This is a genomic window from Acinetobacter sp. YH01008 (assembly GCF_013420435.1).
Taxonomy (GTDB): Bacteria; Pseudomonadota; Gammaproteobacteria; order Pseudomonadales; family Moraxellaceae; genus Acinetobacter; species Acinetobacter pseudolwoffii.
The window spans coordinates 26,425-40,037 of sequence record NZ_VOYD01000026.1 but is presented as its reverse complement, the minus strand read 5'-3'; the positions used below and the strand labels follow the sequence as shown (position 1 = coordinate 40,037).

Genomic DNA, 13,613 nt, shown 5'->3' with positions numbered 1-13,613 from the left:
TACACAGTGCACTGGGTTATGTATCGCCTTTTGAGTTTGAAGCAATGTACTATGATAAGATTAATCCGTTAGGTCAGGTGGCCTAACTTAAATAAAAAAGTCTCCGACAAACCCGGTACGGTTCATTTTGTATAACCCGGAAGAGTTGAACCAGATTCGTCCTGCTGAAACGCGAGCAGCTTTGGAAGAGTTAGCATTGAAGCAGAATATTCTGCGGATTGCGCTGGATATTCAGGATGGCCAGGTCGCAGAACAGCGAGAACTGCTGAAACAGCATTTGCAATCTTATTTGCAGCCCAATGATGTGCTCATTACCACCTTTGTGCATGATGGACATCCAGATCATGAAATTACAGGGCAGGTCACCCAACAGCTGGCAACCGAACGGCACTTATCCTGTATTCAGGTCCTGATTTGGGCCTGGCATTGGGCCACACCTGGAGATACCAGAATTCCCTGGACCATCGCTCATCAACTCAAATTGACTGATCGAGAATTGCACTATAAGTCTCGAGCTGCGCGGTGTTTTAAGAGTCAGATCGAGCTTGACCCTAGCATAGAACAGGCACCCATTCTGCCAGAGCAGGCATTACAGCGTATTTTACAACCCTGGGAGGTGTATCTGTATGAATAGTAAAGTAGCCTATGATCAGGAATATTTTGATGCCTTGTATGCACTGAATCAGGGAGATCCCTGGCACTATGAACAACGCTGGTATGAACAGCGCAAACGGCAGATTTGTCTGGCGGTCTTGCCGCGTTTGCAGTTTGACTCCGCGATTGAAATTGGTTGTAGTAATGGCATCTTCAGTCAGGAACTGGCGCAGCGAACAGCAACTTTAATGTGTCTGGATGCCAACGAAACTGCTATTCAATTGGCTCGGCAGCGTTTACATGCTTATCCGCATGTACAGGTGCTACAGCGGATTGTGCCAGATCACTTGCCGCAACAGAAATTTCAGCTCATTGTGATCAGTGAGATTCTATATTATTTAGATCCGGCCGCATTACAACAGGTGCTGGCATGGTTGCATACTGCACTCGAACCGGGTGGATGTATCTTGAGTTGTCATTGGCGCGCGCCGATTGCAGGATTTAGCTTAAATGGTGAAGAGGTACATCGACAATTAAAAGCCCAGTTAAAATATAAGCATAATCTCAGCGTACAGGATTCAGACTTTCTGGTCGATCTGTGGCTGAATTCTGCGCAATCCGTAGCTGAGCAGGAGGGCTTGAAATGAAGAAAATTGCGGTGGTGATTCCGGCCTGTAATGAAGAAGCCTATATTGAACGTTGCCTGAAGGCATTAAAATCTGCACGACTTTACTTCTTTCAGCATGTGGGAAAATTAGCAGTTCTGCCCGAGATCAAGATTCTGGTGGTTTTAGACAGTTGCACCGATTCTACTGCAAGCAAAGTTCAGCAGTCGGGAATTCAGACGATCAGTTGTCATTTTAAAAATGTAGGAAAGGCACGTCATCTAGGCGTTCAGCACATGATCGAGCAGGGTTGTGACTGGATTTGTTGTACTGATGCCGATTCTTTTGTACAGCGTGACTGGTTTCAGGTCATGTTGCAGCACCAACCGGCGGATGTGATTTGTGGGGTGGTCGATCTGGATGAATGGGGGCATTTAAGCACATTAGCCCGTCAGACTTATCTGAGTCATTATCAGGACAAGATGGATCACCGTCATATTCATGGGGCAAATCTATGTTTTAAGGCCGCGTCTTATCTACAGGTAAACGGCTTTCAGCAACTGGACTGTCATGAAGATGTCGATTTCATCCATCGCCTAGAACATGTCGGGGCAAAGATTATCTGGTCGAATCAGCTCAGAGTGACCACCAGCAGTCGGCTTAGCTCAAAAATTGCAGCCGGTTTTGCACATTTTCTGCAAAATCTGGAGCTTAAAGAAGCCGTTAAAAAACCGATCAGCCTATGCAAATAAAATTACAAAATTATAAATTTTATACAATCAGCCACTTGTAAAAAATCTTGAAATTAGTGCCTAAAAGCTATTCCATTTAAAATTATTCTGTTTATAATTCACGCAAATTAAGCCCCGCCTACTTATACATTTCAGCTATAAGTCAGTGGGGTTTTTCTATGGATGATCGGTAATGGATGCCTGAGCCTTCTTTTTAGGTAATACAATGTTTAATCAAACTCTGCTTTCTCGAATTCAGTCTCCATCACCCCATCTATGGCAGAAAATAGCGACTGCATTGTGCTTCTTTAGCTTGGGTTTTAGTACCGCAGCTTGGGCACCTTTAATTCCCTATGCACAGCAGCGCCTGTTACTCAATCATGCAGACTTTGGTCTGTTATTACTCTGTGCCGGAATTGGATCCATGCTGGCGATGCCACTGGCAGGCCGACTCACCAATACATTAGGTTGCCGTGCTGTTCTGGCTGTGGTGTTAACAGCATTTTTGTTTATTTTGCCTGCTTTGGCGTATAGCCCGAATCATTTGATGATGGCGATCAGCCTGTTTTTCTTTGGGGCCAGTGCTGGTGCTTTGGGGGTGACAGTCAATATTCAGGCCGCACAGGTTGAGAAAAAACTTGCTAAAAGTTTAATGTCGGGTTTCCATGGCGTATGTAGCCTCGGTGGTCTGGCCGGTGTGCTGGGAATGACCACGTTAATGGGATTCGGTCTAGCGCCTTTAACTGGCGCAGTTATTGTCAGTGCGATTTTGCTATTGATTGCAATATTGGCTATTCCTTTTAGCTTGGGGACTGAGCCAAAAACAGTGCTAGAGGAAACCTCATCATCAGAACAGTCAGCGACAAAAGCAGCACCCACCTGGGCGATTCTAGGCATCGGTTTGATCTGTTTTGTGGCGTTCCTGTCCGAAGGCGCAGCGATGGACTGGAGCGGGATTTATCTTGCCAGCCAGTTCAATTTGCCAGCGGCTCAAACTGGTTTGGCTTATAGCTTCTTTGCGGCCTTGATGGTATTGGGTCGTTTCAGCGGACATCTCATTATTCAACAGTTTGGTGAAAAAAATACCATTCTACTGAGTGCAATTTTGGCTGCAACCGGTTTATTGACTGTGGTCTTTGCACCAGTCTGGCAAGTAGTGTTGCTGGGCTATGCCATTCTCGGTCTGGGCAGTGCTAATATTGTACCGTTAATGTTTTCACGTGCAGGCCGTCAAAAAACCTTGGCTTCACATGTGGCATTATCCTATGTATCGGTATTTGCATACACAGGTTCACTGATCGGACCGGCATTGGTCGGTTTCGGCAGTGAAATTATTGGCTTGAGTCTGGTGTTTAGTGTGATTGCGATAGGTCTATTCAGTATTGTGATTTTGAATCATCTGACTGCAGATCCAAAAGATGCACAAGCGGCCGAAGAGCTTATTTCTCCGCTACAAAACGAAACACCAGCATAATGCTGGTGTTTTTTTCAGGTGTGTATTTAAGCATGCACACTGAACTGGGTGGAAATTCTGCTAGCTGTTTAGTCCCGGCATTTGATGGATCGGATCAATCTTAAAAAGTTCAGGTTCATCTGTCCACTGTTTGCAGATGAATTCGTAGGGAGTCAGGCCCCTGAGTGTTTTGAGTCTGCGGCCGAAGTTGTATGCAGCAATAAAATCAGCAAGGTGAATGCATAGCTGAGTGTGATCGTCGTAATGGAACCGTTTGACAGTAGCTTCTTTAATCGTTCGGTTCATCCGCTCGACCTGTCCATTGGTCCATGGATGCTTGACCTTGGTAAGACGATGTTCAATGCCACATTCAGTACAAATCCGATCAAAGATGTGCTCAGAGGCGTAGCGATCACAGGTGCGGTTCGTAAACTGGATGCCGTTATCTGTTAGCACCGTATGGATTCTATAGGGCACAGCCTTAACCAGATTGCGCAGGAACTCCGCGGCTGCCATCTTACTGGCTTTAGTATGCAATTCAGTGAACGCGAACTTGGAAGTGCGATCAATGGCAACGAAGAGATAAAGCTTACCCTGTGCTGTTCGCATCTCAGCGATGTCGATATGAAAGTAACCAATGGGGTAGCTCTTGAAGCGCTTCCTGACAGGGCGATCACCTTGTACCTCAGGCAGTCGTGAAATACCATGCCGCTGCAAGCAGCGGTGTAACGACGAGCGTGTCAGATAAGGAATACTCGGCTGCAATGCATAAAGGCAATCGTCTAGCGGCAACAAAGTGCGTTTTCGAAAAGCAACAATTGCCGCCTCATCTTCAGGCGATAACACGCTTGAGCGAGGATTCTTTGGCCCGGTTGTAAGATCATCTACTGAAGTACGTTTCTTCCATTTTGCGACGGTCTTTTGATTGATGCCGTAACGCTTGGCTAGCGTTCTTAAGCTCTCTTGACTATTTTGTATTGCTCGACGCACTGCCTGTGTCGTTGTGGCGCTGCTGTGTAGAACTTGTCCCATAGTGCTTCCTTCCATTTATCTGAGAATATTGCACCATTAAAATCTGGGACTAAACAGCTAGCCACCGGACGATAGATTCGTACACTCTGTGATTTTTTCAAGTCAGTGATAAATTGATCTCGCCAGCGAATAATATCGAAGTTTTTCAAGCCTTGGCTTAAATAACGATAACGTTCTAAACGCTCCGATTTAGACATGCGCAGCGCTTTTTTCAAGGCTTTGGACATACTGTCATGCTCATAAGGATCGACCAGTAAGGCTTCTTTCATTTGTTCAGCAGCACCGGCATATTTAGACAGAATCAAAACACCCGGATCGAGTGGATTCTGCGCCGCAATATATTCTTTCGCCACCAGATTCATACCATCCCGGATCGAATTTACCCAGCAAATATCTGCCTTACGATACAGTTGCATTAAGGCTTCATGACCTAAGGTTTCATAACTGCAATCGAAAGGTTGCCAGTCTGCTGTGCCATGCTGGGTATTGAGTTCCTGCACGGCAGACTGGAATTGCTCATACAGGTTTTTATAGGTTTTGACATCCAGTCGGCATGGGCAGGCAATTTGCAGTTGCTGAAACTGATGTTTAAATTCGGGCTGATCTTCCAGCAAGCTTTGCAAGGATCCGATTTTCTCCAGTAAACCCTTACTATAATCAATCCGGTCGACCGAAATAATGCGTTTATAAGGACGGACTGTCTCGAGATCAAAAGGTAATTTGTTAAGCTGGCTATCAGCCGCCTGATTTTTCAGTTGAACCGGATGCACGCCAATTGGATAACATTTCACATAAATCCGTCTTGACTGATAATTCAGGATTTCATCATGACGATGCTTGATTTTTAAGGTCTGTTCCAGAAACTGGATACAGTTTTTCTGATCGCGTGGGGTTTGAAATCCGAGTACATCAAAGTGAGCCAGATGATGCGCCAGATCCTGATAGGCCGGTAACGTCTGCCAGAGTTTCAGTTCAGGAAAAGGAATATGCAGGAAGAAACCAATACGGTTACGCATACCCAGTTTTCGACAGTAATGCGCCACACTTAAAAAATGGTAATCATGAATCCAGATGATGTCATGGGGAGAGGCGACCTGTTTCAGATGCTTGGCAAAGCGTAAATTGACATCTTTATAGGTTTTGAAATCCTGTGGCTGATAATCCACAAGTTGATGCTGATCATGCATCAGCGGCCATAAGGCATTATTGGCAAAACCACAATAAAAACCCTGATATTGGGGCTCAGTCAAAGGACTCGTATGATATTCAACATTCTGATGTTTGAGGATTTGAAACTTCTGCTCTTTGCCATGATCGACTCTGGAACCATTCCAGCCGACCCAAATGCCGCCAATATCCTGCAAAGCATCCTGCAAAGCCACCGCTAATCCACCTGCCTGTGTATTGTCTGGGTTAGGTAGATTCACACGATTTGATAACACAATGAGTTTTGACATGTGATTTCTCCAATAATTGTTGTTGTGCTTTAAATAATGTTAAAAGCTCCGTTAAAAAAGCTTGTACTTGTGTTACGTTTTCGAGCCGATGTTGTGCTACGGTGTTGCCCGTGCCGACTTTAATGGAACAGCCCTTTAAGCTATTAATCACCTGAAAGCCAGCTTCATCGGTCAGGTCATCACCGATAAAAATAGGGTAATGATCACTTAAATGAGCTTGCTGGTGAATGTGTTGAATGGCTGAACCTTTGTTTGCACCTTTGGGTACCAGCTCAAATACAAACTTCCCGGCCTTCAGTTCAAATGCTTGAAAGTGGGTCAGACAATCCAATGCAAATGTATGCACCAGATCTTCTAAATGTGGATGTTCACGAAAATGCAGTGCGACCGAATAGTCTTTCTTTTCTATTCGAATCTGAGCAAGCTGAGCGCTATGTTCAGTAATATAATTTTTTAATAATTCAAATTGCTCAGAATTTAAATCAATTAAATGACTTAAACGCGATTGATAGTTTAATTCCAGACCATGTGAGCCGGCAATATTCCAGTCAAAGGGATAAATAAGTTTTTGAGCTTGTGCAATAGAACGACCAGTGATTAATACCAACTCAATATATTGTTGTAGCTCTTTCAAGGTATTTAAGGTTTCATCTTTAATTATATTTTTTGTTGGATCAGGATGGAATTCGGAAATAGTTCCATCAATATCAAGAAATAAAATAAGCTTATGAGAATAAATAACTGGATTGAGTTGAGTTAAAATCACTTGAGCTAATAGAGGAGAAGGCACTATAAGTGAATCTTCTGCATCTTGACCAGAGTGTTGAGCGGACATAAAATCTACCTAAGTATTTGAAATAAAATTAATTTAAATTTTAAAACTGCCTGATTAATTTTTAATCTAATAAATATATAGCATATTTCATTTAACAGACTGGATTTAAGTGCAGAAAAGAAACATTTTTAACAAGTACAGTTACTTTTTAAAATTTGGAAATATTTTTCATGTAAAAGATATTATTCTTAATAAATTTTAAAGATAATGCTCTGACTGTTTTTTATTAATTTATTTTTATTTAGGATTATTTTTTATTTAAGCCATAATATTCAATGTGATTGCTTGAGTTGTTTAAAATTTTAATCGCTATAATTTAGTATTTTATTTTTAAAATTTGATATATTTTAAATGTAGATAATATAAGTTAATTTTATTTAAAATGAATTTTTTGGATGAAAATAATTAACCCTATTCTTGGAGTGAAAAAAAATAGAAGACAAGCTGTTGAAAATTATTATTTTTTAAATATATAAAAGGTCATGAAGATATGGGGGCTATTAGAATGTTACAGGATAAGAATTTATTGCTCTATAATTTTCTTTAGATCGGATATAACAAATTAGACGATGTTTAAGGGTTTTTGAAATTAGTTTTACAGATTTAAATTTTTCTCATTATTAGATTTTTAATTTTATCATTTGGTATAAAAAGTCACTCATATAGACTGATATTTTTTAATTTACTGGTCATAAATAGCTAGAATATTCAAGTTTCAAAATCAAGAAGTTGAGCTTAGGTGAAGTTAAGCTAAAGAAAAAGGTGTGTAAGGAAAGAAGATCCTTTAAGTACTGGAACTTACATAAAAGGGGAAAAACGGGTGAAAATTATTTAGTCCAGGCCAAAAAATAGGTGGATTTTCAACTATAAAGGTGTTTTTTGCACGAATCATATCCCGCTTAGACTGCTAAGGACTTCTCAGAAAAGAAGAGAAATGAATTTTAAGAAGGGAATAAAATAACGATAACTTACATTCAAAAGGAAGCTTAGTTGAGGGCCGTATCATATCAATTCAGCAGCTGGCACAGATACAACCCGTCTGTTCAAAATAGAGAAAGTGCTTAGAGCTCTCTCCACAGCTCATTTTCATCTTTTAAAGGAATTGTGAAGTTAAAGTCATCATCATTACTGACCAAAAGACTGGTGGGAGTTTGCATGACCACTTTCAAAACAGTGCCTGCCTCAAAAATAATCGGGGTACAATTTTCCTTTTCTAAGGTCAATGGTTTAAGTAATTCAATTACCGAACTTTCCATAGTTTTATTCCAAAATAAGATTACTTTTCGAGAGTTAAATCATAGCATGATTTTTGAAAATTTAACTATTTCTCCAAAAAATGAGAACTGGGTCAATGATTTATTTACTTCAGTAGCAGCAAAACCTTTATCTAAACATCTATAAAGGCATTATTGAGTATTTGATTTCATTCTATTTATAGAATTTTAAGAAGCTATATTCGTTTTTAATAAAACAGACAGGCCGTACTGATGTACAGGATTTAAAAATACATAAGGCAAAACTTGATGATTCATGCACCTGATTACCTCTGGAGCTTTAGATAGGCTAATCCAGAATAAAAAGACTCATTAAGAGAAAAATACGTTTTGAAAATCTATAAAAATAAATTTTATAAGGGACTATGCATCGCTATGTTATTTTTTAAACTAAATTGAAAATTAATGCTTTATAACAGTAAAAGTCTAAAATAAGAATAAACTAGGCGTCATTTGGATGACCAAGAGATAGAAGGAGAACTAGGTCAGCATGTTCAAGTCATTTTTCCCGCAACCCGTCTGGTTTTTTAGCAGCCTGATTTTGTGGTTTATCCTTAATCTTGTGCTTTGGCATACTGGCGGATCAGGATGGGGAGTCTATTTGGGTTTCCCTGAAGGCTATTCTGAGGAAAGTCTCGCTATCGGTATCAGTCGTTTCTGGTCAGCCAAGTTTCTCTGGTTCTACCTTTGGTTTTTTCTTGCCACTGCCATATTTGCTCTATTCTGGATGTGGAAAGCACAACATCCATGGCAGCGTTGGTCAGTCTGGGGCTCGGCTTTTATCCTGTTTAATATCTGGTTTGGAGTACAGGTCAATGTCGTTTTAAATGAATGGTATAGCCCGTTTTATGACCAGATCCAGAAAATGCTAGGCAGCGGTGGCGGAGATGTTTCACTTCTCTATCAAGAAGCTTTAACCTTTATTTATATCGCCATGATTTACGTCACTTTGGCCGTATTTAATATGTTTTTCGTCAGCCATTATGTGTTCCGCTGGCGTACCGCGATGAATAACTATTACACGGCACATTGGGAACAATTGCGTCATATTGAAGGCGCATCCCAGCGTATTCAGGAAGATACCATGCGCTTTGCCAAAACCACGGAACAGCTGAGTGTTTCCCTGATTGAAGCATTGATGTTATTGATGGCGTTTCTGCCTATCCTGTACCAGCTTTCAAGTCATGTAAAGGTTCTGCCAATTGTGGGAGAAATACCGCATGCTTTAATGTGGGCTTCTATTGGATGGGCCGTATTGGGTACCGTCATTTTGATGGTGGTCGGGATGAAACTGCCAGGACTGGAGTTTAATAACCAGAAAGTCGAGGCTGCTTACCGTAAAGAACTGGTGTACGGAGAGGATCATGCTGATCGGGCTCATCCGCTGACACTGCAAGAACTGTTTAGCCGGGTACGCTGGAATTATTTCCGTCTGTATTTTCACTATGCCTATTTCAACCTGGTCCGGATCTGGTACTTACAGTTAGACAATATCTATGGATTATTTATCCTGTTTCCGAGTATTGCAGCAGGAACGATCACCCTGGGTTTGATGATGCAAATCCTGAATGTATTTGGAAAAGTACGTGAGTCCTTTCAATATCTGATTTTATCGTGGCCGACCATTATTGAGTTGATGTCGATCTATAAACGTTTAAAAGCATTTGAATCCCATCTGGATTAATTTTTTCTAAGTTACCCATTAGATTGTAAAAGCCAAATGATTTTATCTTTGGCTTTTTATATCTAAATCGACGTTAATATCTAATCGAAAAGCTTGATCTGACCGTTGGTTAGATCAGATCAAATAGGAGCAAAATATCCCAATATAGGGGTATTCAGGTCTGGTTTTCCTGATTAGAATCTTAATGACCAGCGAAGATGGAGTTTAATTTCCAGCGGTTTAACGTATAAAAATAAGAAGTGTACGTTGAGGAAATTATTCTGATGCTGATCTTGTTCAGACAATGCTATAGAGGGTAAAAGTAATTTTTTACACATGATAATAAAGATCTGTACCGTTATCCTGAATAAGCTGCCGAAGAAAGATTGCTATCTTTCTTCGGCTTTTTATGTGGTGTTCTATTTATTTCTGACTCAGTCCCGCTGTTATTTATCCTTTAACTATGCGCCAGAAGGATGCTTATCTCAATTTTTATAGGCTGAGGCTTGGCATAATGTATAGGGTTGTGAATGATGTGCCTCCTTTTTATCTTTTAAATTTGATACTTATCAACATCTTGTGTTTGTTGTTTGCTGCTATTTAGGCTATGTTATACGGGAATCTGGGGTTGAGATATTTGCTGTGAAGCTAAACGTAATAATTCTAATAATAGGGGCAATAGGCTTGGCGGGATGTAATAGCGTGAGTCGGCTGAAATCAGGGGTTTTACATCCTTTTGCCAGTCCGGAAGAGCTAATCGCCAAGCGGGCTTTGAATCAACGTGATGGCAGTGCAAAAGATTATATTTATCTTTGGGGGCAAGCACAGAAAAATAACAGCACTCAGGCCATGTATCCGCGTTCGATCCTGACGCAATATTGTCATGAACAAGGCGGTAAATTTTCCCTATTGTATAGAAGTAATTTTAATGCAGTGGCAGATCCTGCCCAACGCAAACGCCTGAGTACAAACCGAGGTGTGGTACAGGGAAGCGGTGCCTATCAATGTCGTATGGATGGCCTGGCTGAAAGCTGGCTCGTCTCGATCGAGCCGGTTTCTGAACGACAGGTCGATAAAACCAGCCAGAACCGTAGCGTTCGATTGCTGACCAAGTTGATGAGTGCGACTGAGGCAAGAAACTTTTACCTTGCTGCAAATAAGAACACTGTCGCTACCCAGAAAAAGACTGCTGCATCGATAAAAACGCCTGTAACGAAGACCACGAATGAACTTAAAGAATCAGCGCGTAAAGAGCAGGAAAGGAAAGAATTAGAGAGAAAGGAATTAGAAAGAAAAGAGCTAGAGAAAAAACAGATCGCGACGACGGTAGTCCCCGTGAGAGCTTCAGTGGTAGAAACACCTCAACAGCAGCAGATGAAGCTCTATGTGGCAGCACGCCGTGATATTAATAGTGGCAAGAACCTGAATAATGCCTGCAATAATGCGCAGCGTGCCTACAATTATGGCAAATTGCAGGGGACTGAGGGAACTCGGGTTTATACCGAATCTGGTATGCTGGTTGCTCGCTGTTTGAACGGGATTCCGGCCTATGCCAACCGTTTCCCGAATGCTAAAGCTCAGGCCAAGCGTGTGCTACAGAATCTGTCTAATAACTATAATCATAGTGGTGCGAAGAATATGTTGAGACAGATCAAATAAGCACTGCATTAAACGCATTTAATCCAGAATCCGTATGATGATTTTGATTCACCAGAAGATGGGATAAAAAATCAGTTCAATCAGGTCGGATATAGAGGATGAGATCCGACTGCGTTTGCTGGGCAGGTCGCGCGATTCGAACATCCATCTTCGAAAAACAGGATGGATCAATAACAATACGGTCAAGCTAAAGAACACAACCAGTCTCCAAGGAAGGATGCTGTTAAAGGTGTTTGCAGTCATCATGATTATTTTTATTGTTTTAATTTGAATAATAACGCTAAGTTTACTCGATCAATATCATCATCTGATGAATAGCATGATGGGATGAAATTTTTCATCTGAATTAATTTTAAATCCAGTTCAGGTTTTACAGAGCTCTATCAGTATATTTCCTTTTTACATGATACAAAGAAACTATTTTCAGCGCCAAAATGCTGATGTCATATTAAAAGGAAGTGGTGATGGGTTTAAAAAGTTCTTCTCGTATTCGTTCATTTTTTCTAGGTGCAGCATTATTGGGAGCAGCACAGGTTACGATGGCGGGCCCAACGGTCGATCAGCTGAGTGACTGTTTGATGAAGTCCACTACAGCCACTGATAAAACCACGGTGTTGCAATGGACATTTGTGGCATTGGGCAATCATCCGGACTTAAAAGCTTTTAGCAATGTGACTGCGACTCAAAAGGAAGCATTAGACAAGAATCTGGCGACGGTGTTGCAGCGCATTTTAGTGGAGCAATGTTCAGCACAGACCAAGGCGGTGATTCAAGCTGAAGGTTTACAGGCTGTGGGCGATAGTTTTCAGGCTTTGGGTAAAACCACAGGTGAGGAAATTTTAAAGAATCCTGAAATCAATAATCAGCTTAAAGGTGTGCTGCGTTATATCGATCTAAATCGTGTGGCACAGACTTTTTTGACACCAGATTTGCTGAATAAGTTGGGGTTGTAAGAGGGTAAGCTGGTTTTATTTGAAAATAGCGATAATGATTTTAATCAGCCAGTAAATAGGATAGAAAATAAATTCGAGTCCATCCACCAAGTCTAGACTACGTTGTTTTCTGCGTGGTTCGGGCTGTGTTTCAGATAGCCATCGACGGCTTTTAGGAATAATGAGCAAAATGATGATGACAACTGTGAATATGCCAATCGCAGTTTGAATAATGATAAGTAATAGTTCGGGTGTCATATTTATTTTTCTGAAGTATTTTGAGTTTTATAGCATGTTTTTATTAAATCCTCTCCCTAGCCCTCTCCTTTATAAAAGGAGAGGGAACACCGCGTATCCAATTAATCACATGACAAAGTCTCCCTTTTCTAAAGGGAGATTTAGAGGGATTTTAGAAGTAGCGCATAAAAAAAAGGATTTTGAAAGTTGGATACGCCCTAAGTCTTCAAGTTTGTTAATAGAGGATACTTTTTTAATGGTCATTTTTTAAATATTTTTCGTGTAATGATATTTAGATTTTTTAAAACTTGATGATCGTTATGGATAGATGTTAAATAAATATATCTATTTTCATAATAAATTCAAAATATCAGAAGAATCAAAGACAATACTTGATCAAAAAAGTTTTAAATGTCCTCATTGTGGTGCTTTTGCTTACATGGAGTGGAATAATTTATTTGTTATTTCACAAGACCCAATGGGTAATGACTTTTATGTGAGAACAAGGGTGCATCAAGCTACTTGTGCTTCATGTGATAATAACAATATATGGTATAACCATGCACCAGAGATGGATTGGTTACCCCCAAACAATTTTTATAAGCCAAAAGATAATAATGATTTAACTAGATTGTATCCTATTCAAGAGATTGCGAATAAAGATATTCCGGCTGCTAATGCTGATATGCCTGAAGATGTGACAAAGCTTTATATAGAGGCAGCTTTAATTTTTGAACTATCACCTCGTTCAGCTGCGGCATTAATCCGTTTAGCATTGGAAAAATTATGTACACACTTAGGTGTAACGAAAAAGAATATTAAAGAGTCGATTGAAGAATTGGCTACAAAAAATATTATTCCTTTGAATGTTGCAAAAGCTGCAGACAACATTAGGTTGATTGGAAATGCAAATGTACATCCAGGGATTATTTGTGATGAAATTTTAGAGGATATTAACTCAGCTATTTTTATTTATATAAATTTAATAGTTGATTATGCGATTACAAAGCCAAAGGAAATTGCAGAAATTAACGCTTTATTTCCTGAGCAAAAACGAGCTTCGCTATAGGTTTGAAAACCCGCACAATGGCGGGTTTTTATATAAATTCCTTTTCTTGAACAGATAAAGCTTTATCTTAGG

The 13,613-nt window shown here is 40.4% G+C and carries 10 protein-coding genes and 2 pseudogenes; 8 read left to right on the top strand and 4 right to left on the bottom strand.

The window, feature by feature from the left end:
- Window positions 1-127: 127 nt before the first annotated feature.
- The 4 genes and pseudogenes from FTT75_RS12750 to FTT75_RS12735 all read left to right on the top strand — a co-directional run.
- Window positions 128-634 (top strand): annotated as a pseudogene (locus FTT75_RS12750) (PIG-L deacetylase family protein); the annotation flags it as partial.
- The gene (locus FTT75_RS12745) at window positions 627-1,241 is read left to right on the top strand and encodes a class I SAM-dependent methyltransferase (RefSeq protein ID WP_100534450.1); all 615 of its coding nucleotides are present in this window, start codon (window positions 627-629) and stop codon (window positions 1,239-1,241) included. The pseudogene FTT75_RS12750 and the gene FTT75_RS12745, both read left to right, overlap by 8 nt.
- A complete protein-coding gene (locus FTT75_RS12740) occupies window positions 1,238-1,951 on the top strand; it encodes a glycosyltransferase family 2 protein (protein ID WP_180186591.1) in 714 nt (237 codons plus the stop codon). The genes FTT75_RS12745 and FTT75_RS12740 overlap by 4 nt, the downstream gene beginning before the upstream one ends.
- A gap of 205 nt (window positions 1,952-2,156) precedes the next feature.
- Window positions 2,157-3,404 carry an MFS transporter gene (locus tag FTT75_RS12735; protein ID WP_100354849.1) on the top strand — a complete coding sequence of 416 codons (1,248 nt, stop codon included), beginning with the start codon at window positions 2,157-2,159 and terminating at the stop codon, window positions 3,402-3,404.
- Window positions 3,405-3,464: 60 nt separating this feature from the next.
- Here the strand turns inward: FTT75_RS12735 and FTT75_RS12730 are convergent, their stop codons facing one another.
- From FTT75_RS12730 to FTT75_RS12715, 4 genes and pseudogenes are all read right to left on the bottom strand, one after another.
- Window positions 3,465-4,415, bottom strand: a complete 951-nt coding sequence (locus tag FTT75_RS12730) for an IS481 family transposase (RefSeq protein WP_180186589.1) — start codon at window positions 4,413-4,415, stop codon at window positions 3,465-3,467.
- 35 nt (window positions 4,416-4,450) lie between these two features.
- Window positions 4,451-5,872 (bottom strand): annotated as a pseudogene (locus FTT75_RS12725) (trehalose-6-phosphate synthase); the annotation flags it as partial.
- Window positions 5,829-6,707 (bottom strand): trehalose-phosphatase, encoded by an 879-nt coding sequence (otsB, locus tag FTT75_RS12720; protein ID WP_180186587.1) that lies wholly within the window; start codon window positions 6,705-6,707, stop codon window positions 5,829-5,831. The gene otsB and the pseudogene FTT75_RS12725, both read right to left, overlap by 44 nt.
- A 1,061-nt stretch (window positions 6,708-7,768) precedes the next feature.
- The gene (locus FTT75_RS12715; RefSeq protein WP_005096148.1) at window positions 7,769-7,963 is read right to left on the bottom strand and encodes a hypothetical protein; all 195 of its coding nucleotides are present in this window, start codon (window positions 7,961-7,963) and stop codon (window positions 7,769-7,771) included.
- 508 nt (window positions 7,964-8,471) lie between these two features.
- On the opposite strand from FTT75_RS12715, the gene sbmA reads away from it, so the two are divergent.
- From sbmA to FTT75_RS12695, 4 genes are all read left to right on the top strand, one after another.
- Window positions 8,472-9,665 (top strand): peptide antibiotic transporter SbmA, encoded by a 1,194-nt coding sequence (gene sbmA / locus FTT75_RS12710; protein ID WP_100354846.1) that lies wholly within the window; start codon window positions 8,472-8,474, stop codon window positions 9,663-9,665.
- A 681-nt stretch (window positions 9,666-10,346) separates the two neighbouring features.
- Entirely contained in the window at window positions 10,347-11,303 is a 957-nt protein-coding gene (locus FTT75_RS12705) for a hypothetical protein (protein WP_180186585.1), read from the top strand.
- Between the two features lie 464 nt (window positions 11,304-11,767).
- On the top strand, window positions 11,768-12,256 hold the full coding sequence (locus FTT75_RS12700) for a hypothetical protein (RefSeq protein ID WP_005172120.1): 489 nt from the start codon (window positions 11,768-11,770) through the stop codon (window positions 12,254-12,256).
- A gap of 544 nt (window positions 12,257-12,800) precedes the next feature.
- Window positions 12,801-13,541 (top strand): DUF4145 domain-containing protein, encoded by a 741-nt coding sequence (locus FTT75_RS12695; protein WP_257230386.1) that lies wholly within the window; start codon window positions 12,801-12,803, stop codon window positions 13,539-13,541.
- Window positions 13,542-13,613: the final 72 nt, after the last annotated feature.